This window comes from Sporosarcina thermotolerans (genome assembly GCF_042658975.1).
Lineage (GTDB): Bacteria > Bacillota > Bacilli > Bacillales_A > Planococcaceae > Sporosarcina > Sporosarcina thermotolerans.
Genome location: NZ_JBHSRM010000013.1, coordinates 388,102 through 414,828 on the forward strand (window position 1 = coordinate 388,102; position 26,727 = coordinate 414,828).

Annotated in this window: 26 protein-coding genes; all 26 read right to left on the bottom strand. The window is 41.4% G+C overall.

Annotation, left to right across the window (positions count from 1 at the left end; translation table 11 throughout):
• Window positions 1-13 precede the first annotated feature (13 nt).
• The 26 genes from fliF to smc all read right to left on the bottom strand — a co-directional run bounded on the left by fliF (window position 14) and on the right by smc (window position 26,726).
• Window positions 14-1,594, bottom strand: coding sequence for a flagellar basal-body MS-ring/collar protein FliF (fliF, locus tag ACFPZG_RS09790; protein WP_283731715.1), 1,581 nt, complete (start codon window positions 1,592-1,594; stop codon window positions 14-16).
• 50 nt (window positions 1,595-1,644) lie between these two features.
• On the bottom strand, window positions 1,645-1,953 hold the full coding sequence (gene fliE, locus ACFPZG_RS09795; RefSeq protein ID WP_283731714.1) for a flagellar hook-basal body complex protein FliE: 309 nt from the start codon (window positions 1,951-1,953) through the stop codon (window positions 1,645-1,647).
• 18 nt (window positions 1,954-1,971) lie between these two features.
• Window positions 1,972-2,430: a flagellar basal body rod protein FlgC gene (gene flgC / locus ACFPZG_RS09800; RefSeq protein ID WP_283731713.1), complete on the bottom strand. Its 459-nt coding sequence runs from the start codon at window positions 2,428-2,430 to the stop codon at window positions 1,972-1,974.
• 2 nt (window positions 2,431-2,432) lie between these two features.
• Window positions 2,433-2,825: a flagellar basal body rod protein FlgB gene (flgB, locus tag ACFPZG_RS09805; protein WP_283731712.1), complete on the bottom strand. Its 393-nt coding sequence runs from the start codon at window positions 2,823-2,825 to the stop codon at window positions 2,433-2,435.
• A 307-nt stretch (window positions 2,826-3,132) separates the two neighbouring features.
• Window positions 3,133-3,909, bottom strand: a complete 777-nt coding sequence (gene codY, locus ACFPZG_RS09810; protein WP_283731711.1) for a GTP-sensing pleiotropic transcriptional regulator CodY — start codon at window positions 3,907-3,909, stop codon at window positions 3,133-3,135.
• An 80-nt stretch (window positions 3,910-3,989) separates the two neighbouring features.
• Window positions 3,990-5,393 (bottom strand): ATP-dependent protease ATPase subunit HslU, encoded by a 1,404-nt coding sequence (hslU, locus tag ACFPZG_RS09815; protein ID WP_317940110.1) that lies wholly within the window; start codon window positions 5,391-5,393, stop codon window positions 3,990-3,992.
• Window positions 5,390-5,935: an ATP-dependent protease subunit HslV gene (hslV, locus tag ACFPZG_RS09820; protein WP_317940244.1), complete on the bottom strand. Its 546-nt coding sequence runs from the start codon at window positions 5,933-5,935 to the stop codon at window positions 5,390-5,392. Before hslV ends, hslU begins: the two co-directional genes overlap by 4 nt.
• Before the next feature lie 9 nt (window positions 5,936-5,944).
• Window positions 5,945-6,847 carry a tyrosine recombinase XerC gene (gene xerC / locus ACFPZG_RS09825; RefSeq protein ID WP_283731710.1) on the bottom strand — a complete coding sequence of 301 codons (903 nt, stop codon included), beginning with the start codon at window positions 6,845-6,847 and terminating at the stop codon, window positions 5,945-5,947.
• A gap of 347 nt (window positions 6,848-7,194) precedes the next feature.
• The gene (gene topA, locus ACFPZG_RS09830; protein ID WP_317940111.1) at window positions 7,195-9,270 is read right to left on the bottom strand and encodes a type I DNA topoisomerase; all 2,076 of its coding nucleotides are present in this window, start codon (window positions 9,268-9,270) and stop codon (window positions 7,195-7,197) included.
• Between the two features lie 181 nt (window positions 9,271-9,451).
• Window positions 9,452-10,327 (bottom strand): DNA-processing protein DprA, encoded by an 876-nt coding sequence (dprA, locus tag ACFPZG_RS09835; protein WP_283731709.1) that lies wholly within the window; start codon window positions 10,325-10,327, stop codon window positions 9,452-9,454.
• A gap of 70 nt (window positions 10,328-10,397) precedes the next feature.
• Window positions 10,398-11,300: a succinate--CoA ligase subunit alpha gene (gene sucD, locus ACFPZG_RS09840; protein ID WP_283731708.1), complete on the bottom strand. Its 903-nt coding sequence runs from the start codon at window positions 11,298-11,300 to the stop codon at window positions 10,398-10,400.
• Window positions 11,301-11,318: 18 nt separating this feature from the next.
• Complete coding sequence (sucC, locus tag ACFPZG_RS09845) at window positions 11,319-12,479, bottom strand: ADP-forming succinate--CoA ligase subunit beta (RefSeq protein ID WP_317940112.1); 1,161 nt, start codon at window positions 12,477-12,479, stop codon at window positions 11,319-11,321.
• A 117-nt stretch (window positions 12,480-12,596) separates the two neighbouring features.
• Window positions 12,597-12,896 carry an EscU/YscU/HrcU family type III secretion system export apparatus switch protein gene (locus ACFPZG_RS09850; protein WP_283731707.1) on the bottom strand — a complete coding sequence of 100 codons (300 nt, stop codon included), beginning with the start codon at window positions 12,894-12,896 and terminating at the stop codon, window positions 12,597-12,599.
• On the bottom strand, window positions 12,893-14,521 hold the full coding sequence (locus tag ACFPZG_RS09855) for a hypothetical protein (protein WP_317940113.1): 1,629 nt from the start codon (window positions 14,519-14,521) through the stop codon (window positions 12,893-12,895). The genes ACFPZG_RS09850 and ACFPZG_RS09855 overlap by 4 nt, the downstream gene beginning before the upstream one ends.
• Window positions 14,518-15,297: a ribonuclease HII gene (locus tag ACFPZG_RS09860; RefSeq protein WP_317940114.1), complete on the bottom strand. Its 780-nt coding sequence runs from the start codon at window positions 15,295-15,297 to the stop codon at window positions 14,518-14,520. Before ACFPZG_RS09860 ends, ACFPZG_RS09855 begins: the two co-directional genes overlap by 4 nt.
• A 99-nt stretch (window positions 15,298-15,396) precedes the next feature.
• Window positions 15,397-16,278 carry a ribosome biogenesis GTPase YlqF gene (gene ylqF / locus ACFPZG_RS09865; RefSeq protein ID WP_317940115.1) on the bottom strand — a complete coding sequence of 294 codons (882 nt, stop codon included), beginning with the start codon at window positions 16,276-16,278 and terminating at the stop codon, window positions 15,397-15,399.
• An 18-nt stretch (window positions 16,279-16,296) separates the two neighbouring features.
• On the bottom strand, window positions 16,297-16,854 hold the full coding sequence (gene lepB / locus ACFPZG_RS09870; RefSeq protein WP_317940116.1) for a signal peptidase I: 558 nt from the start codon (window positions 16,852-16,854) through the stop codon (window positions 16,297-16,299).
• A gap of 520 nt (window positions 16,855-17,374) precedes the next feature.
• A complete protein-coding gene (gene rplS, locus ACFPZG_RS09875; RefSeq protein WP_283731704.1) occupies window positions 17,375-17,719 on the bottom strand; it encodes a 50S ribosomal protein L19 in 345 nt (114 codons plus the stop codon).
• 503 nt (window positions 17,720-18,222) lie between these two features.
• A complete protein-coding gene (gene trmD, locus ACFPZG_RS09880) occupies window positions 18,223-18,963 on the bottom strand; it encodes a tRNA (guanosine(37)-N1)-methyltransferase TrmD (protein WP_283734623.1) in 741 nt (246 codons plus the stop codon).
• Window positions 18,963-19,478: a ribosome maturation factor RimM gene (gene rimM / locus ACFPZG_RS09885; RefSeq protein WP_283731703.1), complete on the bottom strand. Its 516-nt coding sequence runs from the start codon at window positions 19,476-19,478 to the stop codon at window positions 18,963-18,965. The genes trmD and rimM overlap by 1 nt, the downstream gene beginning before the upstream one ends.
• A 141-nt stretch (window positions 19,479-19,619) precedes the next feature.
• Window positions 19,620-19,853, bottom strand: coding sequence for a KH domain-containing protein (locus tag ACFPZG_RS09890; protein ID WP_283731702.1), 234 nt, complete (start codon window positions 19,851-19,853; stop codon window positions 19,620-19,622).
• 14 nt (window positions 19,854-19,867) lie between these two features.
• Window positions 19,868-20,140: a 30S ribosomal protein S16 gene (gene rpsP, locus ACFPZG_RS09895; protein ID WP_060209070.1), complete on the bottom strand. Its 273-nt coding sequence runs from the start codon at window positions 20,138-20,140 to the stop codon at window positions 19,868-19,870.
• Window positions 20,141-20,252: 112 nt separating this feature from the next.
• Window positions 20,253-21,608 (bottom strand): signal recognition particle protein, encoded by a 1,356-nt coding sequence (gene ffh, locus ACFPZG_RS09900; RefSeq protein ID WP_283731701.1) that lies wholly within the window; start codon window positions 21,606-21,608, stop codon window positions 20,253-20,255.
• A gap of 11 nt (window positions 21,609-21,619) precedes the next feature.
• Window positions 21,620-21,952: a putative DNA-binding protein gene (locus ACFPZG_RS09905; protein WP_283731700.1), complete on the bottom strand. Its 333-nt coding sequence runs from the start codon at window positions 21,950-21,952 to the stop codon at window positions 21,620-21,622.
• 191 nt (window positions 21,953-22,143) lie between these two features.
• Window positions 22,144-23,133 (bottom strand): signal recognition particle-docking protein FtsY, encoded by a 990-nt coding sequence (ftsY, locus tag ACFPZG_RS09910; RefSeq protein ID WP_283731699.1) that lies wholly within the window; start codon window positions 23,131-23,133, stop codon window positions 22,144-22,146.
• Between the two features lie 35 nt (window positions 23,134-23,168).
• A complete protein-coding gene (smc, locus tag ACFPZG_RS09915; protein ID WP_317940117.1) occupies window positions 23,169-26,726 on the bottom strand; it encodes a chromosome segregation protein SMC in 3,558 nt (1,185 codons plus the stop codon).
• Window position 26,727 lies beyond the last annotated feature (1 nt).

Here is a 26,727-nt window from a genome sequence, read left to right on the forward strand (position 1 = left end):
TTTCATCTCTCCATCAATCATCAGTAAGCCATGACCTTAATAACTTTGCAAACTCTTCTGGCTTATCTTTCGCCATTTTTTCAAGAGATTTTTTTCGTAATGAAGCTTCTGTTTCAGGTGCAGTTCTGTTGTCAGTCGCTGTTCCCATTTCTTGGATAATTGCTTCTTCATTCTCAGTTGAACGTCCGCGTTTGCGGAAGTAAACAAAGACAAGAATGACAATTACTATAAGTAAAAAGGCACCGATGCCATAAACCCACCATGGGATGGTAGTCTGTTCAATTGGAGTTGCAGAGCCTGCTTTACCGTTGAAAATCTGTGTAGATATAGCGATTTTATTTTCCCAGAAACTATCAGGTATTTCTGAAGGTAAGTAGCTTTTGTCAATTGAAGTACTAATAATTGTCTCTAAAATCGACCTAATATCTGTTTGCACATCAGCTGATAACGATTCTACATCGTTAACATCAGGAGGCTCTACCATTACCTGTATACCTATGTCTCGAATTTTATAAGGACTTTCAACAATATCTCTTCGAATTCTATTTACTTCGTTATTGATCGTTTCTTCCAAACGGTCATAATCACCGTTTGATGTGCCTGCTTCACCAGTGGTTGTTCGGTTATCTGTAGGGTCTTCTCCCTCCAAAGGGCCTCCCGCATTTGCGCCATTTCCAGAGAAGGTCTCTGTTATTCTTTGTACACTGATTGATAGACTATCAAGATCCTCATCGATACGGTCCACAAGGTTTTCCTGTCTATTTTCCTGTTTAAAGTCAATGTCAGTTGTAACTGAAACGATAACCTTATCTTGACCAACTAAAGTACCAAGCATCATTTGCACTTTCCGTTGTAAATCTCTTTCTATATCTTTCTTCAATTCCATTTGATTAACGATAGATGTGCCTGAAGATTGAGTAGAATTCAGATCAAAGTATTCGGAATACTGGTTCATAATTACGATGTCATCTGTAGATAAATTCGGTAAGCTTTTCGATACCAGATTATAAAGTGCATTTATTTGTGGTTCTGTAAATTGATGACCAGGTTCAGTATCCAGCCTAATCGCCGCAGTGGCATTTTGAACAGATTCGTTCATAAAAACACTTGGTGTCGGCAAAGTGATCATCACCTGCGCGTCCTTAACACCACGAATTCCTTTTATCAAATTAGCCAATTCTGTTTGCATCGTTGCAAGTTTAATCATATTGAATTCATTATCAGTCGTTCCAAAACCTGCATTTTGGGAGAAAAATGAATAATCGATTGTTCCTGAATTCGGATACCCTTCCGCTGCCAATGTCACAAGTAATTCATCAACACGGTTTTTTGGCACAAGGATAGAAGTTCCTCCAGGGGCGATTTGGTTCGGAATACCCTGGACATCCAACTCTTCCTTAATGCGTCCAATTTCAGCACGCGATACATCTTTATAAAGCGGAACAAAGTCAGTCTTCGACAAGAAAAATGTCAAGACTGCGGCCATTGCAACAATCACCACCGCAAACCCGATATATGAAGTTTTTTGTTGTTTGGTGCGACTTGACCAGAACCGTTTTAAATCAGCTCCAATTTTAGTCAATCTTTCTTTCATTCTAATCCCCCGGTCTACTTACGTGGTTCAAGAAACATATATTAGACGGATTATACAGGCATCCGAATAATTTCCTGATAGGCTTCCACTACTTTGTTTCGCACTTCCATTGTAGCGTTCAATGCTATTGAAGCTTTTTGTGCGGTAATCATTACGTTATGTAGATCAACATTTTCACCCATTATAAGCTTCTGGGTTAGTTCATCAGATTTAACTTGTTTGCTATTCACATCCTGGATAGCGTCTTTTAAGTATGCACCAAAGCTTTGTTGCGCCTCGAAAGGTGTTGGCTTTAGGCTTTGATTCACCTTTATCATTCCTGCTGTGTTGTTAATTCCAGTTAATGATTGTATCGGCATTAGTTGTCCCTCCCCTTATCATTTACCTATCTCAAGGGCTTTCATTAGCATAGATTTATTGGCATTTAATACAGTTATATTTGCCTCATAAGATCTTGTTGCTGACATAAGATCAATCATTTCCCTTAACGGATCTACGTTCGGCATTTGAACGTAGCCATCTTCATTCGCATCGGGGTGTGTTGGATCAAATACAAGTTTAAACGGAGTCTCCAGATCTTCATTAATTGCTGAGACCGTTACTCCGTAACCCGCAGTACCCTTATTATTTCCTATTGCTGCATTTAACATTGTTGAAAATTGCCCTTCAATAGGTTTGAAGCTTACTGTTTTTCTTCGGTATGGCTGCCATTCGCCATTTACCATTTTACCTCTTGTCGTTTCAACATTAGCCATATTCGAGGAAATAACATCCATCCTTAAACGTTGAGCGGTTAAGGCTGAAGCGGAAGTGTTCAAACTTTGAAATATTGACATCCTTAACGGCCTCCCTTGATAACGTTTTGAAGTGTATTAAACTTCCCATTTAAACGATCGACAAGCGCATTATAATAAATCTGGTTTGCTGCAAGATCCGCTTGTTCCTTTTCCATATCTACTCCATTACCATTATGCCTATAGCGGAAATCCGAACTGTTGAACCCACTTTTTTGTGATACGTTCGAATTGAAGTCAATGTGCAAGTCATTCGTCCGATATGCTTTTATAGGGCTTGTACTGGATTCGTGAAGTAGTTCTTTAAAACTAACACTCTTCGCTTTATAGTTCGGCGTGTCGACATTTGCTATATTTTGCGAAATTGCTTTACCTTTAGCAGATGAAAAATTCAGTCCACGTTCCAAGAGTGAGATAGTGGATCCGTAAATATTCATATCTATAAATCACCTCATATCTTTTTAACTCTATGTATTACAAGTTTTAATTTCTATCAAATATAAAATTATATATATATATGTCTTATTGTATCGGATTTTGAAGAACTTTGTCTATCATATTAATGTAAATAGCATAGTACAAAACAACCCTTTTAAATACATTAGACATAGGTAAAAACTAACTTATAGGACTATTACTTCGGCTCCTTCAAATATGAACCTATCATTTAATATTTTTTCCCATATTTCTTTTCATAAAAATAACACTTCCGCAAAATAATGCGAAAGTGTTATCAGGATTTAATTAATTCTTTTGGTTTTCAAGTTCTTCAAGGAATTTACTGTTAAGGACTTTGATATACGTTCCTTTCATACCAAGGGAACGTGATTCAATTACACCAGCACTTTCAAGTTTACGTAAAGCATTTACGATAACTGAACGTGTTATTCCAACTCTGTCTGCAATTTTTGAAGCAACAAGTAGTCCCTCGTTACCATTAAGCTCATTGAAAATATGTTCAATTGCTTCGTGTTCGCTATAAGAAAGCGAGTTGATCGCCATTTGAACGACAGCCTTACTACGTGCTTCGATTTCAATTTCTTCTGCTCTTTCACGAAGAATTTCCATACCAACAACTGTAGCGCCGTATTCAGCAAGGATAAGATCATCTTCAGTGAACTCTTGTTGTAATCGAGCAAGAATTAGTGTACCAAGGCGTTCTCCACCACCAATAATTGGAACAACAGTAGTTAGGCCTTCCTTAAAGAGTTCACGTTCTTCTTCAGGAAATACTGTGTAATCACTGTAAACGTCAATATTGGAAGATGTTTCGTTCACTTCGAAAAGTTTTTTTGTATATTCCTCAGGGAATTTACGATCTTCAAACATTTGTTTCAAACGCTCATTTTCGATTTGTTGATGAATTTCTAGTCCAAGTAGTTTACCTTTACGGCTGACGATGAAAGCATTACATTCAATAACTGAACTTAACTTTTCCGCCATTTCCTTAAAGTTAACAGATTTCCCTGCTGATTCTTGTAACATTGCGTTGATTTTTCTTGTTTTAGTTAGTAAAGCCATTACTATTTCCTCCTTAGGTTTCCGTGCATTTATGAATATTCTAAAGCTTTTTAATCGTTAAATAAAGTAAAACGACTCAATTAAAGGATAAAATGTGACAAATCTTTGTTTTTTATGATGTTTTTCATCTTTTCATCGACATATGCCAACGTAATTTTAATTGTGGTCGGTCCAATTTCAGCTGCTTCATAGGATAGTTCCTCAAGTAATTTTTCCAAAATGGTATGCAATCGACGAGCACCGATATTTTCCGTATTGTCATTCACATCATATGCAATTTCAGCGATACGCTCAATCGCATCCTCTGTAAATTCAATATTGACGTTTTCTGTCGCCAATAATCTTTGATATTGAGTGATCAACGAAAAATCTGGTTCTTTCAATATCCTGAAAAAGTCATCTTTTGTCAGTTTATCAAGCTCTACTCGAATCGGGAAACGCCCCTGAAGCTCTGGAATGATATCCGATGGTTTAGACATATGAAAAGCGCCTGCCGCGATAAACAGGATAAAATCCGTTTTAACAGGGCCGTATTTCGTAGTAACGGTTGAGCCCTCCACAATTGGAAGAATGTCTCTTTGTACACCTTCTCTTGAAACATCTGCAGAAGAACCGCCACTATTGCCACGACTAGCGATTTTATCCATTTCATCGATGAAGATAATACCTTGTTGTTCAACTGCTTCAACTGCTTTTCTTGCTATTTCATCAGTATCAATTAGTTTATCCGCTTCTTCTGCTTGAAGGATTTTCCTTGCATCCCTCACCTTCATTTTTCGTTTCATCGTTTTTTTCGGCATTAGAGAAGAGAATGCATCTTGCATACTCGCCCCCATTTGTTCCATTCCCGAACCTTGGAGCGCGTCAAACATCGAAGGTTGTTGGGAAGAGACTTCGACCGTAATCATTTCCTCTTCTAACTCCCCTGCAGCAAGCCTACTTGAAATTTCCGAGCGTTTTCGGCCAATTTCAACTTGCTCCACTGAATCCTTTTCCTCTTCATCAGCCTTTTGTCCGAAAAGCATTTCAAAAGGGTTTTGCATATTCCCTTTTCGTTTCCGTTCCGGGACTAACAACTCGACAAGCCGCTCTTCTGCAAGCTTTTCAGCCTGACCCCTCACAGATTCTCGCATTTCTTCACGGACGATTCTGACACCGACTTCAGTCAAATCTCTAACCATCGACTCGACATCTCTGCCAACATATCCGACTTCTGTAAACTTGGTCGCCTCTACCTTGACGAATGGAGCGTTCACTAATTTCGCAATTCTTCTTGCTATTTCAGTCTTCCCCACTCCAGTAGGTCCAATCATCAAAATATTTTTCGGTATGATTTCACTTTTCTCTTCATCCGTCAAAAGACTTCTTCGATATCTATTCCGCATTGCAACCGCAACAGCCTTTTTAGCTGCGTCTTGGCCAACAATATAGCGATCAAGGAATGCAGTAAGCTCGCGTGGTGTCATTTCCTTTTTTTTGTTCATTTTAGTACCTCCACAATAATTCGATCATTTGTGTAGACACATATTTCTGCGGCAGTTTCAAGTGCCGCCCTTGCAATCTCTTCAGCGGTAAGTGAATCGCCACTATACTTTTTCAACGCACGTCCTGCAGCCAACGCATAGTTTCCACCGGACCCAATAGCAAGGATACCGTCATCAGGCTCAATAACTTCGCCCGTACCCGAAACAAGTAAAATCCTGTCCTTATCGGCAACTAAAAGTAGTGCCTCCAATTTTCTTAGGATACGGTCTCCTCGCCATTCTTTTGCAACTTCAACTGCCGCACGCTCAAGGTTTCCATTAAATTCACCCAATTTACCTTCGAAAAGTTCAAAAAGGGTAAAGGCATCGGCAACCGAACCTGCAAAGCCTGCGAGGATTTTGTCTCCAAAGAGTCTTCTTACCTTTTTCGCAGTATTCTTCATGACAACGGATTCCCCCATCGTCACTTGCCCATCACCTGACATTGCACAAACACCATTATGCCTTACAGCAAATATCGTGGTGGCATGAAATTCCATCAGCTCATCCTCCTACGCTCGCGGATGTGTCTTCATATATACTTTCCGCAAGTGTTCTTTTGTAATATGCGTATACACTTGTGTCGAAGATAAATGACTATGGCCAAGAAGTTCCTGAACTGTCCGTATATCCGCCCCATTTGAGAGCAAATGTGTCGCAAACGAATGGCGGATCATATGCGGATGAATCTTACCATGAATTGCAGCTACCTCCATCATTTTGTTTAAGACATGACGAACACCACTATCAGTAATCGGTTCACCACGTAAATTAACAAACAAGGATTGATGGTTTTGCTTCTTCATCAATATAGGACGACTTTTCTCCAAATAGGATTCCAAAGCTGTCTGGGCAAAACTTCCATAAGGTACATAACGTTCCTTCCTACCTTTACCCATCACCTTGATAATCCCAAGTGAATTATCGATATCTGCAAGTCTGATGAATGTCAATTCACTTACCCGTATGCCAGTTGCATAAAGCAATTCAAGGAGGGCAAGATTGCGAAGTGATTTTGGATCTTCACCATTGCAAGATGTGAACAGCATTTCCAGTTCTTCTTCATAAAAAAAAGCCGGAAGCCGCTGTTCCTTCTTTGGGTGGTTTAACAAACGGAATGCACTATCATTTATCCCGAATCGAGCATTTCCAAATTTATATAACGAACGTATCGACGAAATTTTTCGGGAAATTGTCATTCTTGATAAACCGCGATCGTACAGTCTTGTTACATATAATCTTGCCTCTGGGTACTCGACTTTGTCTAAGTCTACAATTCCTTCTTGACCTAAAAAAGAAAAAAACTCCCGGATATCATTGCTGTATTCCGAAACAGTTAACGACGAATAGTTCTTTTCCAGTCGAATATAGGATATATACTCGTCAAGAATAATAGACATCTCATTTTGCTGCATTAAGTGGTTCACCCCCATAATGAATCACCTTGTTAATTATAACAAAATTAGAACATGTTTGAATAGTGGTTCTTCTTTGTTTTTTAAAAATAGATTACATTCTCGATCTAATTAATCGAATTGGAGGACTAATCGTGTAATTCGAAAGTCGTCCACGATTCACTATACAACCCTTTCGCCACTTCGGCAACAGAATCGTCTTAGGAAGTCTGACATCTCGTGAACTCATCTTTATTTTGACACAATTTGTTCAAATTATCGTAGTTGTAACATGAAAAACTGCACAATGTGAATTATTTCCACATTGCGCAGCCTCTTAACAACAATTTAAAATCAGTGCCCATTGATTACTCTTGTGCATCCTCTTTGTAATCACATTCCGTACATTGAATTTGAACACCTTTTTTAAGTCGTTTTTCGACTAAGGTACTTTGACACTTAGGACACGGCCTCGATATCGGTTTATCCCAAGAAACATATTCACATTCTGGATAGCGGTCACATCCAAAGAATATCCTCTTCGTTTTACTCTTTCTTTCGACAACTTGCCCCTCTTTACAAGATGGACAAGTGACTCCGATTGGCTTAATGATCGCTTTAGTATTTCTACAATCCGGAAAGTTTGAGCATGCCATAAATTTACCGTAGCGTCCCATTTTGAATACCATTGGTGAACCGCATTTTTCACAGTCTTCTCCTGCTGGCTCATCTTTGATTTCAATTTTCTCCATTTCCTCTTCAGCTACTTTTAGATGCTTTTCAAATTCCTTATAAAATTCATCTATGACCTGCTTCCACTGAACTTCGCCTTCTTCAACATCATCCAGACTTTTTTCCATCTCCGCAGTAAATTCAACGTTTATGATGTCCGGGAAGTATTGATTCATAGCTTGATGGACAATTTCACCAAGCTCGGTCGGCACAAAACGTTTGGCGTCCAATGTGACATAACCACGTTTTTGAATCGTATCAAGTGTCGGCGCATATGTCGATGGTCTCCCAATTCCAAGCTCCTCAAGGGTCTTAACAAGCCTCGCTTCAGAATACCGCGGAGGTGGCTGCGTGAAATGCTGCTTCGGATCAATATCTTCACCTTTAATAAGCTCGCCTATTTCAAGCGGGGGTAATATCCGATCCTTTTCCTCTTGCTGATCGTCGTCCCCCTCAATATAGACTTTCATAAATCCAGGGAATTTAACTTCTGATCCCGTCGCTCTGAACTTAACTTCTCCGTTCATCAGATCAGCTGTAACAGTATCAAGAACAGCTTGGGCCATCTGACTCGCCACAAAGCGCTCCCAAATCAATTTATATAATCTAAGCTGGTCACGGGATAAAAACGCTTTCATCGCCTCAGGTGGTCTCATAACTGATGTTGGTCTCACTGCTTCATGCGCATCTTGGGAATTGGCCGATTCCTTGGCCTTCGTCTTTGTAGTTGAAATGTATTCTTTCCCGTACATTGTTTCGATAAAAGAGGCAGCCTCTGCTTTGGCCCCTTCGGAAATACGGGTAGAATCCGTTCTCATATATGTGATGAGTCCAACAATTCCTTCTTTTCCTGTATTGATACCTTCATACAACTGTTGTGCAAGCATCATAGTCTTACGTGCTCTGAAATTCAACTTGCGTGCCGCTTCCTGCTGGAGAGAAGAAGTAGTGAAAGGTGGTGCAGCATTCCTTTTTCTTTCCTTTTTAACAAGGTTTACGACTTCGAATTCTTCGCCAGACATTTTTGATAGGATCTCATCGACCTGTTCCTTATTTTCGAGCTTCAATTTTTTCTTAGCATCGCCATAAAAAGAAGCCTCAAATTTTTTCCCGTTTTTAGTAAACTCTCCAACTATGCTCCAGTATTCCTCTGGCACAAAAGCCTTTATCTCATTCTCACGATCAATTATTAATCGTAATGCAACAGATTGTACTCTACCGGCCGATAATCCTTTTTTAACTTTCTTCCAAAGGATTGGGCTAATATTATAGCCTACAAGTCTGTCTAAAATCCTTCTTGCCTGTTGAGCATCTACACGATTCATATCTATCGGTCTTGGGCTTTTAAAAGATTCTTTAATAGCATCCTTCGTAATTTCATTAAATACTACACGACAGTCCGAATCGATATCAACTCCCAATTGATGGGCCAGATGCCAAGCAATTGCCTCCCCTTCTCTGTCGGGGTCAGCTGCGAGGAATATTTTCTTCGCTTTTTTCGCATCTTTTTTCAATTCTTGGAGAATCGGACCTTTTCCGCGTATTGTAATATATTTCGGTTCATAATTATTTTCGGTGTCCACGCCCATTTGGCTGCGTGGCAAATCCCTTAAATGACCGATAGATGCACGTACTTTATACTTTTTTCCTAAATAACGCTCAATTGTCTTCGCCTTTGCTGGAGATTCGACAATTACTAAATAATCTGCCATTTGCTATGTTCCTCCTCATAGAGGTATCCTATTTATTCACCAAAATTGGTTGTTGTTTATCCTTGCCCATTCTCACTACTGGTGAATACAGACTCAAAAGAATATCTGATGCAAAATGTATAACAGATTTGAGATAAAATCAACCTTTTCAGTACAATGATTGGAATTTACATGTTTTCAGCTAGCTCATTTCGAACACTTGAAAGCCGTTCCAGATGGGTTTAGCGCCCTGTACAATCAATTTATTCGGCCCAAGCGATAAAGACGATGTAATTGGCCCCGGAACGGCGTAAATGGCCTTCCCGTGTTCAAGAGCGTGGTCTACTGTGCTCATCGTTCCGCTTTTCTCATTTGATTCAGTTATAATCACAGATTCTGATAGTCCACTTATAATTCGATTGCGCATCGGAAATGTCCATTTCGCCGGTTTCATATAGGGTGGGTATTCAGTTAATAATAAATGTTTTTTTGCTATTTCTTGAGCGAGATGTCTATTGGCATAAGGATACAAATGAAACAATCCATGACCTAAAACCGCAATTGTTTTACCGCCATATTGAATTGCCGATTCATGTGCCATTGTATCGGCACCTTTCGCAAGCCCGGAAACAATGACTGCCCCCTTATCGACAAGTGGAGGTACAATGAAAGAAAGTGCTTTTTTAGAGTAATCTGTTGCTTTTCTCGAGCCAATTATGGCGACTTTTAACGACGCCTTCAAAACGCTTGTCATTCCTCTTAAATATAGAACAGTTGGAGGATCAACTAACAATTTTAATGACTGCGGATAGTTCTTATTCGTTATTGGTATGGGTATGATGTTTTCTTGATGATAAAGTAGATGAAAGGGGGTTTTTTCATGAAGTACAAGCTGTTCTTTCAGACGGACTGCTTTAATTTCGGGGATTTGCAGCAGCCTCGCTAGGTCACTTGCATAATAGTTAAAAAGAAGTTCGAGATCCGGATCATTCCTCATTATTTCACTTAATTTATTGAAAGGCACAGGATATACATAATGTAAAGCAAGTAGTCTTTTGTCAACTTCAGTAATTTCCATTTGGTTCCTCCTTTAGATGCGTAAATGCAAAAGAACAGCATGCAGTTTTACCTGCATGCCGTACTATGAATTAATGAGTTTTACATTGTTCGTAAAGCCCTTTTTCTTTCAAAACTTTAATCAATGTTTCGCCGATTACGGATGGTGTGTCTGCAACTTCGATACCTGCTGCGTTCATTGCTTTGATCTTTTCAGCTGCAGTACCTTTACCACCGGAAATGATTGCGCCAGCGTGGCCCATACGTTTTCCTGGAGGTGCAGTTTGACCACCGATGAAGCCAACAACAGGTTTAGTCATGTTAGCCTTAACCCACTCAGCAGCCTCTTCCTCAGCAGTACCACCGATTTCACCGATCATGACAACCGCATATGTTTCAGGGTCTTCATTGAACGCCTTAAGAACATCGATGAAATTCGTACCGTTTACAGGGTCTCCACCGATTCCGACTGCAGTTGTTTGACCGATACCAGCTTGGCTTAATTGGTGAGTTGCTTCATAAGTCAATGTCCCAGAACGGGAAACGACACCGACATGGCCTTTTGTATGGATGTAGCCAGGCATAATACCAATCTTGCATTCATCAGCAGTGATGACACCAGGGCAGTTCGGCCCAACAAGACGGGTTTTCTTACCTTCCATATAGCGTTTAACTTTAATCATATCAATAACTGGAATGTGTTCAGTAATACAGATTGCCATATCCAATTCTGCATCGACTGCTTCAAGAATCGCATCCGCTGCAAAAGGAGCTGGAACATAGATGACGGATACGTTTGCGCCTGTTGCTTTAACCGCTTCTTCAACAGTGTTGAAAACAGGAACACCTTCAACTTCTGTTCCGCCTTTTCCTGGAGTAACTCCACCAACAATTTTCGTGCCATACTCAAGCATTTGCTTTGTATGGAAAAGAGCTGTAGAACCTGTGATACCTTGTACAATCACTTTTGTATCTTTATTAATATAAATAGCCATCGTTTGTCCCTGCCTTTCTTAGCCTACGAGTTCAACAATCTTTTGTGCACCGTCTGCCATTGTGTCAGCAGCGATGATATTCAAACCAGATTCGTTCAATAAAGCTTTACCTTTGTCCACATTTGTACCTTCCAAACGTACGACTAATGGTACTTGAAGTCCGACTTCTTTCGCAGCTGCAATAACACCTTCTGCGATAACGTCACATTTCATGATACCACCGAAAATGTTAACGAAAATTCCTTTAACAGCTTCGTCGGACAGGATGATTTTGAATGCTTCAGTAACTTTCTCAGCAGTCGCACCGCCCCCAACGTCAAGGAAGTTTGCGGGTGCTCCGCCGTAGTAATTGATTGTATCCATCGTAGCCATAGCAAGGCCGGCACCGTTAACCATGCAGCCGATATTGCCATCTAAAGAAATATAGCTAAGGTCGTATTTCGATGCTTCGATTTCTTTTGCGTCTTCTTCATCGAAATCGCGTAATTCGACAATGTCTTTATGACGATATAACGCGTTTGCGTCAAAGTTGAATTTTGCATCCAACGCCAATACATCATCATTACTTGTAACGACAAGTGGATTGATTTCTACGATGGAAGCATCTTTTTCAACAAACACTTGATAAAGGCCAAGCATGAATTTCGCTGCCTTGTTTACAAGATGTGTTGGGATGTTCATGTTGAATGCCATACGTCTAGCTTGGAAACCTGTCAAGCCGACGATAGGATCGATAACTTCTTTAAAGATTTTTTCAGGTGTTTTTTCAGCAACTTCCTCGATGTCCATTCCGCCTTCTTCAGATCCCATTAACGTAACACGATCAGTAGCGCGGTCAACTACAAGGCCAATATAGTATTCTTTTTTAATATCGGATCCTTCTTCGATAAGAAGTCTTTTAATTTCTTTACCTTCTGGACCTGTTTGATGGGTTACAAGAGTTTTACCAAGAAGCTCTTTTGCGTATTCACGCACTTCGTCAAGATTTTTAGCGATTTTAACGCCGCCCGCTTTACCACGCCCGCCAGCATGGATTTGTGCTTTGACGACGATGACGTCAGTTCCGAGCTCTTTCGCCGCTTTTACAGCTTCATCGGGTGAGAATGCTACCCGACCGTTTGAAACAGCAACGCCATAATCTCTAAGCAGCTGCTTACCTTGATATTCATGGATATTCATCTTACATCCTCCATTCGAACTTGTAGCTCATAATTTACTGCCGTATCCATTGTAGTAAAGATGTAAATTAATGTCCACAATTGTATGCGCTTTTTGTGTATTTTTTGACAGAGTTCATCATTTTACGATATTTTTCTTTGATACACCATGGTTTCTATCAATATGGTAAATGTAGGCAAACACCTCTGCTACGGCTTGATATAGCTGTTCTGGAATCGTTTCGTTCACGTCAAGTTGACCCAATAACGCCACCAAAGTTGCGTCTTCTTGTATCGGTATGTCGTGCTCCTTTGCTTTTTCAATAATATTTTGGGCTATCATACCTTTGCCCTTAGCAATTATTTTTGGTGCCTCCTCGACATTGGGATCATATGAAAGTGCAATTGCACCTTTTCTCATATTCTTATTTTCCATCATATCCGAAGGTCAACTCCTTGAAAATCTATCTTCGACTGAATCTTTTTTAAGCCTTCTTCTTTTGCAAGTTTTTTAAAAGAGACGCCAGATAATTTATAGTCTGCCGATTCAAGTCCACTCTTCAATTTGTCCTGAAAAACGCTTCCGATAGCCTTTAACCTTTCATCATCATTGAAAACTGTGACAGCCACAATTCTATTTTGTACCTGCATATCAATAACTGTTTCCTTAATCGAATCCAAGTCAAGGTAAAACATAATCCTTGCATATTCTGGATCGATTTTTCCGTCATCCTTCATTCTTCCATTCCATTGCAATGTTGCATCTATACGTTTTCCTAAAAACTCAAGCGGGAATTGCATAATAATCTGTTGGTTCACACCTGCTTCACCAGTATGCAAAAGTGAACCATTCATGCGAGCCAATGCAAATTCTGCGACTCCCTTTAGAGCAGGAGAAATTTCAGTGTCATTCAACAAGGAAATCAATTGCGGCTTTAACATGTCTGCTATCTTTTTGAAATCCGGCTCCTGCCGTAATAATTCCGCTTCGTAATTAAATCCTAAAGAATTGAATAGTTTTTGCATTGCTTCCTTCATTACATTTCCGTCTATGGATTGTTCAACCACTGAATTTGAAATTCTGATTAATTCTTTTGCAACAGGAAGGGGTGATTGCTCCATCATGAGATACAAATCACGAATGCCATTACTCTTAGCCACGTGCTGTAAGAACTCACCTAACTTTGACGCCACATCTGTACTAAACGGCATAGAACGGGTTTGTTCCAAAGTTGCACGCAAATTTTCTGAACCAGATTCTTCATTAACCAATTCTTGTAGATTCGCAAGTGTTATTACGGGAGGAAGAACACCGGATGTCTTCATCATGCCCAACAATTGAGATCTTTCCGCCAGTGGAGCTTTTCCATCTATTAGTTTTATCAATACCTCACTAACTAACACTCTTTCCGAAGCCAAGTGCGTAAATCTTCCCAATGTATCTGAAGTTCCTATTATGCTCTCTTTTAGTTGTGGCGAAACTCCCAAGTCGTCAATTAACGCTGTTTTAAGCAAGTCTAAAACACCGTGAAATCCTTCTTTGGTTTCAATTCCAACGAATGTTTTAAAGTTAAGATCACTTAATGGCAATTTCAATTCAATCAGACGCTGAATTGAGTGCAACGCTTCCCCCTGAATAGTAGGAGGTACAGATTTCATGAGTTGGGCCGCGCCTATGAGATTTTCACGGGATACAGGTAATTTTCGATTCATAAAATGGTTCAATAAAGTTTGCATTTCCGCTTGTTTTGGGAGTTGCATTGACTCCATCAAATTTATTAGTTGTTTTGCCCTTGTATCCGTTTCATTTAAAGGACCTGTAATAACCTTTAATTGCAGTTCCGGTTCAACAGATTTTACCTGGAAGAAATATGCATCTCCCGCCTTCATCGGTACTTCCAGTCGGGCCATCAATTTCTGATCACCAATTTGCACTTCAGCCATCTGCCCTTTGTAAAGTTGTTTTATCTGCCCATGAAACATTTGCCCTTCACGTAATGGCTGGGCTTTTGAGGTTGTGGTAACAGTCTGATTCATCAATCTCTGAATCGATGGATGACTCACCTCTCCATCACACCTTCCAATATCGATTTTACAGGCTCAAAAGTTTTCCTATGCTGTGCACACGGCCCATGGATACGGAGAGCTTCAACGTGCTCTGGCGTACCGTACCCTGCATTCTTTTTGAATTGATACATTGGGTAACAAGTATCAAGCTCGTCCATCAAATCATCCCTTGTCGTCTTTGCCAATATAGAGGCAGCTGCTATCGCAAGACTTTGTGCATCCCCTTTAATAATTGATTCACAACGGCAGTTAACTTTAAGTGCCATTGCATCTGCCAAAACAATCGATGGATAGACAGATAAATTATTTACAGCTGTCTCCATCGATTCCCTCGTCGCAGCATAAATATTCACGGAATCTATCCGTTCCGCTGATTGAATATGTATTGAATAACTAACTGCAATTTCTTTTATCAAGGATGCTAGACGATTCCTTTCCTGCTTTGGCGTCTTTTTTGAATCATCAAGACCTAAAAGACAGTCTACTTCGTCCGGCAAAATAACAGCGGCGCAAACAACGGGACCCGCTAAAGGCCCACGTCCCGCCTCATCTACACCCGCAACCAATTCCGTATCGGCTACCTTATAGCTATCATCAAAGTCGATTTTTTCTTGTAGCATTTTTTTCAATTGCTGTTTCTTCTCAAATTTTCGATACCAGCGTTCCAACTCCGTTTTCACACCGATACGATGATCGGTTTCAAGTTCCTTCATCCATTGTTGAGGTATTTCTGTTGATTTTAATCGCTCGGAGATTTCTTTTATCGTTTTCATGTTTTTCCCCTTTTATATGTATATCGCCTTATCTTTTTTATCGGCAAAAGCAGCGCTACGTTTATTGCCCTTAATAGAAAAAGGCCGATTGTCACGGAATTATTCCGTAACGTTATCGACCATTTCCTCTTTGTTCTCGTCTGTAAAATCGAATGTTAACTTGCCTAACAGTTCGCTGCGTATGTCCAACACAATCAATTCAGCTACTTTGTCATAATCAATTTCCCCGCCTTGAATATACGCCTTGCGGGACTCACCTATCGTATTGAAGACCGCTTGGATATCTTCTCCAACCGTTTTTATGCCATATCGTTTTTCGAGCCGATCGGGATAATGCGTTTCTAAAAAACGCAGTCCGTATACAGCAAGGTTTTCCATATTAACAACTGTATCTTTAATCGCGCCTGTTAAGGCAAGTTTGTACCCGACCGCTTGATCTTCGAATTTCGGCCATAGAATTCCTGGGGTATCCAATAATTCAAGTTCTTTTTCAAACTTGATCCATTGCTGTGCTTTTGTTACACCTGGCTTATTTCCCGTTTTAGCTATATTTTTCTTCGCCAAACGATTTATTAATGTTGATTTACCGACATTCGGAATTCCGACAATCATTGCACGGATGGCTCCAGGTCGGATACCTCTTTTTTTCATACGCTCAATTTTCGGTGCCAGTATCTCCTTTGCCGCCTTCGTCACCGTTTGTAGGCCTTTTCCTTCAAATGAATTGATAGCGACAGCCCGAATACCTTCTGCTTCAAAGTGTTTAATCCAGCGGTCTGTCTCTTTTTCATCCGCAAGATCCATCTTATTTAATATCAATAATCTCGGTTTTTGTTGAATAACCTCGTCAATCATTGGATTCCTTGATGAAAGGGGTAATCTGGCGTCTATCAATTCAAATACGATATCGACAAGTTTCAATTGTTCCGTAACTTCCCGTCTTGCTTTGGCCATATGGCCGGGAAACCATTGAATCGTCAATGTACTCAACCCCTTTCTTTACTCCACCAATCCGAAATCTGCGATTGGCCAAAAAACAAATTTTGTACTTCCTATGATTTCATCGATAGGAACCGCTCCGATATGTCTCGAATCCTTACTTTTTCGGCGATTATCTCCCATAACGAAAACATGACCTTCCGGTACGGTCATCCTATCAATTTTCTCTTCAAGAGTAAAATCTTCAGTTAATGGGCCGTCTGTGACCTCTGCTTTGTATTGGTCAAGATAAGGTTCTTCCTGTGGTACATCATTGATATATAAAATATCATCCCGGTATTCAACCTTGTCTCCAGGAAGCCCGATGACCCGTTTAATATAATCCTTTTTTTCAGGGGCATGGAAGACGACAATATCGAAACGATCGGGTTTACCAAGTGTGTAACCGATTTTGTTTACGATCATTTTATCTCCATGCTCAAGTGTCGGCATCATTGAAATACCGTCTACTACAATTGGTGTAAATAGAAATATTCGAATGACTGCTGCCAACCCGAACGCGATTAATAGCGCTTTAATCCATTCCCATGTTTCATTTTTCTTCTTTTCCTCATTCATCGTCAAAGCCTCCCGCCGAACTACTATAGCTATTGTACCGTTTTATCATATTTCAGGCAAAAACAAAAGCACAGGGTGGCGGTTAGCCTCGACAGGCATAAGGCAGCGGAAGGCAGTCTAAGTGCGCGACGTCCTGTCGCGACGTCTGCACACCTGCATCCATGCAGGCGCTTTTTTGCCGTGTAGCAGAGCTGACTTATGACCCGAGAGGCTGCCACCCAGAGCTGGATGCAAAACAAAAGCGGAGGGTGGCGGTTAGCCTCGACAGGCATAAAGCTGCGGAAGGCAGTCTAAGTGCGCGACGTCCTGTCGCGACGACTGCACACCTGCATCCATGCAGGCGCTTTTTTGCCGTGTAGCAGAGCTGACTTATGACCCGACAGGCTGCCACCCAGAGCTGGATGCAAACAAAAGCACGGGGCGCCTGGAGTTAACAACAAAAAGAAAGGAGACCATTTTCTTTTGGCCTCCTTTTGCTACAAAAAGAAACAGCGGAGAGATACTCTCCGCCGTTTGCATATTATCGGATTTCTTTGATACGTGCAGCTTTTCCGCGTAGGTTGCGAAGGTAGTACAATTTCGCACGGCGTACTTTACCACGACGAGTTACTTCAAGTTTAGCAATTTTTGGTGTGTGTACAGGGAATGTACGTTCAACACCAACACCGTTGGAGATTTTACGAACTGTGAAAGTTTCACTGATTCCGCCTCCACGACGTTTGATAACGACACCTTCGAAAAGCTGGATACGCTCACGCGTGCCCTCAACGATTTTCACGTGCAAGCGGACAGTGTCCCCAGGACGGAAATCAGGATGATCTGTACGAAGTTGGTCTTTTGTTACTTCTGCAATAATGTTTTGCATGATTTTCTCTCCTTATTCACAGATGCTCTTGCACTTCTTGCCTTTGCAGCGGAACACCAGTCAGTTTGTACTCCCCATAGAAGTACATAGTAGATGATAACATATTAGAATGGCTTGTGCAAGCGTGAAATTTAGTAAGGCTAACAGTTGATTTACGCTACAGGCGGACGCTTTCCGTGGGGCGCGGGTGAGCCTCCTCGTCGCTTCGCTCCTGCGGGGTCTCACCATTCGCGCTAAATCCCACAGGAAAAGCCGTAACAAAGAACGGCTTTTGCGAACAAAAGCGAAGCGTTGAGAGCACATTTTTGCACTTCGCCGCCTTTAGCTTCAATCAACGGAAATACTTCATAATAAAGTTTTCTATCTACCACAATCACGCATAAAGTCAGTGAGATGCGCATAAATCGCGTCAGATACGCATAAGTTCTGCTTTATGCGTTTTTCGACAGATTTCTGCGTTTCTCGTGGCTTTTATGCGTGTTTGATCACTATTATGCGTTATTTTATTGATTTTCTTCCTCATACAAACGTTTTAAGTACTTTTGTTGATGTTCCGTCAATGGTGCATTAGCCAAAAGGTCTCTTCTTCGTTCAAACGTCCTTTTCAATGACTGTTCTTGCCGCCATTTTTCGATTTCGGCGTGATTTCCTGATAGAAGGACATCTGGGACTTTCATTCCTCTGAAATCGGCAGGTCTTGTGTATTGCGGGTGTTCGAGTAGTCCAGTCGAGAATGAATCATGTACAGGCGAATCCGTATTGCCCAACACATTTGGTAGGAGTCTTACGACGCTGTCGATGATTGCCATTGAGGCAATTTCTCCGCCAGTCAGAACGAAGTCGCCGAGCGAAATCTCGTCCGTGACAAGATGCTCGCGTATGCGCTCGTCGTAGCCTTCGTAATGCCCGCATAGGAACACGAGATGTTCTTCCTTTGAAAGTTCCTCAGCCTTCTGTTGATTGAATGTGGCACCTTGAGGGCACATCAGAATGACACGCGGCTTGTTAGATGCATCAAGTGCCAGTGATTCGACAGCGGCAAATAAAGGTTCAGGCTTTAATACCATTCCAGCTCCACCGCCGTATGGGTAATCGTCGACTTTATGATGCTTGTTGCCCGAGAAGTCCCTGAAATCGGTCACTTTAAAAGAAACCGCTTCGTTCTCCTGCGCTTTTTTCATGATGGATGAATGCAGGACCCCTTCGAACATTTCTGGAAATAAGGAGAGAACATCTATTTTCATCATGAAAGAAGACCTTCCATTGGTTCGATGACGATTCGTTTTTGTTCGATATCTACCTCTAAAACCACGTCATCGATATAAGGGATGTAATGTGGCTTTCCTGTTTTTGGTGTGACTGTCCATACATCATTGGCACCTGTTTCGATGATTTCAGTCACTTCACCAAGCTCTTCGCCTTTATCCGTATAAACTGTGCAGCCGACGATCTCGTGGTAGTAGAATTCCCCTTCCTCAAGATCTCCAAGCTGCTTTTCAGAGACTTTTAATATGCCATCTCTGTATTTTTCTACGTCACTAATATTGATATGACCCTCAAATGTCAGAAGGTCAAAGTTTTTATGGCGGCGATGACTTGCAACAATCAGCTTGATTGGTTTTTTTTCATTTGACATGAATAAAGAAAGTTCATTCCCGATAGCGTATCTTTCTTCAGGGAAATCGGTACGGGAAATGACTCTGACTTCACCATGTATTCCGTGTGTGTTGACGATTTTTCCAACATTGAACCATTGCATGTAATACACCTTCCTTTCTTTCAGAACATAATCGTAAATAGACAAAAAAGGAGGGAACATGAGCTCCCTCCTTTTTCACAGGTTTTCGGAAAAGTTCCGGTGAGCCTGTTGTTTAGTCTGATCTTTTGCTTTCGCTTTCAATCAGTCAATGATATCAAGGTAAACTTTCTTACCGTGGTGACTGCCTGCCGCTGAGTAAACAATAGTACGTATCGCTTTCGCAACACGTCCCTGCTTTCCGATCACTTTCCCCATATCTTCGGGATTGACGGAAAGTTTGTAAGTGACTCGATGATGTTGTTCATCTTTATCGACCTGAACATCTCCGGGATGATCGACTAAAGGTTTGACAATCGTTTCAATCAGCTGCTTCATGTCCACCCTCCTGATTATTTACCGTATTTAGCGTTATGGAATTTCTCCATGATGCCTTGCTCTGAGAACAGGTTACGAACTGTATCAGATGGCTTAGCACCGTTTTGAAGCCATTTAAGCGCCAATTCTTCGTCGATTTTTACTTCCGCAGGTTTTGTAAGCGGGTTGTAAGTACCAACTGTTTCGATTTGACGACCATCACGTGGTGAACGTGAATCTGCTACTACAATACGATAGAAAGGAGTTTTCTTAGCTCCCATACGTTTTAGACGAATTTTTACTGACATTTTTACTTGCACCTCCGAATAGTTTCACACAAGATAGTATATTATCAAGGTTTTTCATGTTTGTAAAGTGTTTTTTCTTAACACCTTAAATTAATGCGTGAAATCAACAGTTTCACCTAAAAAAAGAGTCGAATCCAGGCATTTTCATTTTCTTTTTACCCTTTTGTTGCATATTGGTCATCTGTTTGACCATTTTTTTCATGTCTTCAAATTGCTTCAACAGTCGATTCACTTCCTGGATGGATGTTCCAGACCCTTTTGCAATTCTTTTCTTTCTGTTTGCGTTGATGATTTCCGGAGTTGTTCTCTCCACCATTGTCATAGATCGAATGACTGCCTCCACGCGACCCATCTGACTTTCGTCCACTTGGGCGTTTTCAAGGCCTTTTATTTTATTCATACCAGGCATCATTTTCAGAATCTCGTCAAGAGGTCCCATTTTCTTCACTTGCTGAAGTTGGTCCAAAAAGTCGTCGAGCGTGAAAGTTTGCGTACGGAACTTCTGTTCAAGTTCCTTCGCCTTCTCCTCATCGACATTTTCTTGAGCCTTTTCAATAAGTGACATGACGTCGCCCATCCCTAAAATCCGGGAAGCCATACGCTCGGGATGGAATGGTTCAAGTGCGTCCATTTTTTCTCCCATACCAACGAATTTAATCGGTTTTTGGGTAACGGAACGAATAGACAATGCTGCACCACCACGGGTGTCGCCGTCTAATTTTGTTAAAACTACACCAGTAATTCCTATTGCTTCATCAAAAGATTTAGCGACATTGACCGCGTCTTGCCCCGTCATCGCATCTACAACCAGGAACACTTCGTCAGGTTTGCTTAAAGCCTGTATATCCTTAAGCTCCTGCATCAGTTTCTCATCGACATGCAATCGTCCAGCTGTATCGATGATGACAACATCATGATGTTCTCTTGCTGCTTCCTCAAGTGCTTGACGCGCGATTTCAACCGGTGACACGTCAGTTCCTAAAGAAAAGACAGGAAGCGTCAATTGTTTGCCAAGTGTTTGCAGTTGCTGGATTGCGGCTGGACGGTAAACGTCAGCGGCAACTAACAATGGTTTTTTATTATGACGTTTGCGAAGAACTGTCGCAAGTTTTCCGGTAGTCGTCGTTTTACCTGCCCCTTGCAGTCCGACCATCATGATAACAGTGGGCGATTTCCTTGCGAATTGGATCGGGTTCTGCTCTCCGCCCATCAAATTCGTCAATTCATCTTTAACGATTTTCACGACTTGCTGGCCTGGTGTCAAGCTCTTCATCACATCTTGACCAACCGCCCGTTCACTTACCGTCTTGACGAACTCTTTAACGACTTTCAAGTTAACGTCTGCCTCGATTAGTGCGAATCGCACTTCTCGCATCATTTCTTTGACGTCTGCCTCACTGATTTTACCTTTGCCCTTTATTTTCTGAAGCGTCCCTTGCAGGCGCTGGGCCAAACCTTCAAATGCCATGCATAGACCCCCTACTCATGTTCTTTAAATGCAGTCAACAGGACCCTTACTTTTTCGGATGGGCCATTGTCATCAGATAAAAGGTGTTCAAGCTCGTCAACAAGCTCCATCCTTTTTTGGAATTTCGAAAAAAGATTCAATTTATTCTCATAGTCTTCCAACATAGCTTCTGTTCTTCGGACATTGTCGTAAACCGCTTGCCTTGAAACCCCATATTCCTCGGCAATTTCACCAAGTGAAAGATCATCAAGATAATAAAGCTGCATATAAATGCGCTGCTTATCGGTCAACAAAGTCTGATAGAAATCATAGAGGAAGTTAACGCGCGTCGTTTTTTCAAGCATCCCGCATCGCCCCCTCTGCCAATCTTAATATTCCCTGCAAGAACTGTCAAGTGAATTTACTTGTCTAATAATGCCGAGGAAGGCGTTTAACTGCGACGGGCGATGGAGGGCTGGAGATAAAGACGCTTTTTGTCATTATTCTCCAGACCGAAGAGACCGTAGCAGTTGCCTTCCGAAGCCGGATTGAACGATTACTCTTCCGCTTCCATTTCCAAGCCTTCCGCAAAGAGCCCGTAAACGTATTTCTCCGGGTCAAATGGTTGCAGATCATCCATTCCTTCACCCAGTCCTACGAATTTAACAGGGATATTCAGCTTGTTGCGGATAGCTAAAACGATTCCGCCCTTGGCTGTCCCGTCAAGCTTCGTTAAAACAATTCCAGTTACATTAGTTGCTTCTTTGAATGTCTGCGCCTGAATTAATGCATTCTGCCCAGTAGTTGCGTCTAACGCAAGAAGGACTTCATGAGGCGCTCCTTCAACCTCTTTACCAATCACACGGTGAACTTTTTCCAATTCATTCATCAAGTTTACTTTATTTTGCAATCGGCCAGCAGTGTCACAGATCAGGACATCCACCTTTCGATTTTTTGCTGCACGAATCGCGTCGTACATGACAGCTGCAGGATCAGATCCTTCCGATTGACGGATCACTTCTACACCGACCCGTTCACCCCAAACAACAAGCTGATCGATTGCACCTGCACGGAATGTATCCCCCGCCGCAAGCATGACTGTCTTTCCTTCGTCTTTTAGACGGGCTGCAAGTTTGCCGATAGTCGTCGTTTTCCCGACACCGTTGACTCCAACCATTAGAATTACTGTCAAATCATCTTGTATATTCAGATTCGTATCAAGTTCCTCACCGGCTTTGTATATTTCCACCAACTTTTCGGAAATGACAGATTGAATACCATCTGTATTCTTTATATTTTTCCTCTTAACTTCCCATCGTAGCTGATCAACAAGCTCCATCACGGTTTCAACACCGACATCGGCTTGTAATAGAAGCTCCTCTAACTCTTCAAAAAAGTCCTCATCCACTTCACGGAAGCGTGCAACGAGATCATTAACTTTCGAAGTGAAGGAATCGCGTGTCTTCGTAAGCCCGTCTTTGAACTTTTCTGTTACAGCTTCGTTTGTTCCCGTGATTTTCTCTTTAAGTTTCTTGAAAAATGACAATCCACTCTCTCCTTTTCACCATGCTATTTGGTTATCTATCCTACTATTTCTGCAGGCACTTCAGACAATTGTACTGAAATCAATTTCGAGACGCCAGATTCCTGCATTGTAACACCGTAAAGGACATCCGCACCTTCCATCGTACCCTTTCGATGGGTGATAACGATGAATTGAGTATTGTTAGAGAACTTCTTCAAGTACTTACTGTAACGGATGACATTTGCTTCGTCGAGTGCCGCCTCAACCTCATCCAAAATACAGAATGGAACAGGCCGCACTTCAATGATGGAAAACAATAAAGTAATCGCTGTAAGCGCTCGTTCCCCGCCTGATAATAGACTTAGGTTTTGGAGCTTCTTACCTGGTGGCCTTGCAACAATTTCAACTCCTGTATCCAACAAGTTATCAGGCTGCGTAAGGATCAAATCCGCATCCCCGCCACCGAACATCTCCTTGAAAACAGTATGGAACCGACTTCTCACCGCATTAAATGTCGTACCGAATCTCATTTCCATTTCCTGATCCATTTCTGACATTGCTTCATTCAACGTGTTTTTGGCCTCTAAAAGATCATTCCTTTGCTCTGTCAAAAATGCATGACGTTCAGACACTTCTTGAAACTCCTGAATAGCGCCAGGGTTTACTGAACCTATCGAATCAAGTTCACCCTTCAGTTGCTCGACACGGATTCTCGTCCTGTCCACATCAAAATCATCATCATTTTCAAAATCAGGATAGAGTCCATACTCGTCCAATAAACGGTTTGTGATAGATTCATATTTTACTTCAAGACGTGAAACGGCCACATTTATTTCATTAAATGCCGAGACAGCTTTGTTTTCCTCGATTCGCATACTTTTCAATGAATGCTCTTGCTGCTCCAGGCCATCTGATAGTCGATTCCTCGTTGCCCTTTCATCCAACAATGTTTGTTCAATCTTTGTCTTTTCCATTGCAGATTTCTCTATACGTGAAGATATCTCTTCCGGTGACAGTTCGATGCCATTTTCATCCTCAGAATACAGACGTTGTTCAGCAACAAGGGTAGAGATTCTTTGCTCCAATTGGGCAAACGTCCTGTCCATTTCCTCCATCAAGGATTGCTGATGTCCTTTTTGCTCCCTAAGGATTGCCGCCTTCTCCCGAAGTTCTCCATTCCTTGCAATGAAAGCAGCTTCTTCGTTCCGTCTATCGGAAGCCAACCGCTCTAATGTCTCCACTTCCTTTTGAATCGACTCGAGTGAAGATTTTATCGCAATATGCTGTTCAAGTAATTCCGATTTTCGTTTTGTTAACTCGGAACCAATATTTTCCGAACCAGCTTTTCCTTTTTCAGCAATGAAAATTTCCGATTCGATTGCCCTGACTTCAACATCCAATTCTCGGATACCAGAATCAATTGAAGACATTTCCTCACGGATGCCTTCCAACTGTTGGCGGTATTTTTCGGCATCGTGCATATGCTGCGCTACATTCATTTTGGAGTCGCCCATTTTTTTCGTTGCAGTTTTTATGGAAGCGTCCATTCGTTCAAGCTGTGCACTTAGGGCATCCAATTCAGCTTTCCGTGAAAACACGGTCGACTGACCTTTTGCACCACCACCTGTTAGAGAACCACCAGCGTTAACCACATCCCCGTCAAGGGTAACTATCCGAAACTTGTATCCCAATGTTTTCGCAATGGCGGATGCCCCGGATAATGTCTTTGCGACTAACGTCATACCAAGGAGGTTTTCAATGATGGCTGTAAATACAGGTTCTGTTCTCACGAGTTGGTCTGCTGTTCCGATGAATTCCGGGTGCCCCTCAACAATACGAATAGATGCAGGTGAAATTTTTCTCGATCTTATAACATCTCGTGGTAAGAATGTTGCGCGTCCCGCATTTTTCTTTTTCAAATAACCAATAGCATTTCGTGCTTCAACTTCGGATGCCGTAACGATATGCTGCATGGCACCACCCAAAGCAGTCTCAACCGCTTTGATGTACATATCTTCTACACTAATAAGTTCCGCGACTGCCCCATCCACTCCGCGTAATTGACCTTCTTTATTTGCGACTAACACAGCCCTTACGCCTGAATAAAAACCTGAAAAGTCAGCCTCCAAGCTTTTAAGAGCACGCAATCTTCCTTGCATTTCAGATTGCTTGTTCATTGCGGTTTGCATGAATTGCTGTTGGTTTCTTAAGTCCGTTTCAGATTCCTGGAAAAGTCCATTGGAATAGTTGTATGCAGCTTCAGCTTGAGCTCTTTTTTCATTCATTGAAGCCTTAATGGTCAATAGGCCCGATCGTTTTTCGGTCAATTCATTAAGTTTGCGTTTTAAAACTGTTGTTTGTTCAACAATTCTGTTCGCTGAGGACTTCTCCCCCTGTAAACGTTCATCGATATGTTTCAAATCGTTTCTCACTGTCGCTTCTTCATTTAAAAGATCGATATAAGACGACTTCAGCTCATTGATTTCTTCTTCGGTTTCTTTAACGGATCGTTTCAGAATTTGGGAAATCTCATTCATTTCAATTTGTATCTTATTTAAATCCGAAGAAGTAATTTCCATTTTCTCCTTCATCGCAGCTATTTTAACGACAAGATCCTCTTTATCCTTTTGAGCAATCCCTAATTCATTGTTGATGCGGTTGATATGTTCTTTCGTGTTCCTTTGTTTTTCGAGGGTTAAGAGTCGGCGTCCTTCCCATCTCTCAGTTTCGGCGCTTATTTCGACCAATTGTTTTTGGAGCAATTCAATTTTTCGATCCGCTTCCGCCAATTGGGATTTCAATAAATTCGACTGTTGCTCGGCTTTTGCGATTTCTTTTTCAAAACCTTCGCGTTGGACTCGTTTCTCTTCCAGTAATTTGGTCTTCGCAACTATTTCATTGCGTAATTTAGCACCATCAAAATTCAGGAGACGGACATCAGCCTCCCTGATTTCCGAGGACAAAATCCCGTGTTTCTCAGCTGCTTTCGCATTTTTTTCAAGTGGCCCGATTCGATCATCCAATTCCTTTAAAATATCAAGGACACGATCTAAATTATCTTCGGTTTCAAAAAGCTTATGTTCAGCTTTTCTCTTTCTTGTCTTATATTTTAAAACCCCTGCTGCTTCGTCAAAAATACTCCTTCTATCTTCTGGACGGCTATTTAAGATCTCATCAACCCGGCCTTGAGAAATGATTGAAAAAGCTTCTTTTCCCAATCCTGAATCCATGAAGACATCATTAATATCTTTCAGTCGGCATTGCTGACCGTTCAATAAATAATTGCTTTCACCCGAGCGGAAGACGCGTCGGCTTACACTAATTTCCGTGTAATCCAGCGGAAAAAGCCCGTTTGTGTTATCAAGGATCAACGTAACTTCCGCGTAATTCAGCGGCTTCCTTGAATCACTACCCGCAAAAATGACATCTTCCATTTTGGCACCCCGTAGGGATTTTGCTGATTGTTCACCAAGCACCCAACGGATTGCATCTGTGATATTACTTTTCCCACTGCCATTCGGTCCGACAATTGCGGTCACGCCCGGTACAAAATCGATTCCAATCCGCTCGGCAAATGATTTAAATCCGATAATCTCTACTCTTTTAAGAAACACA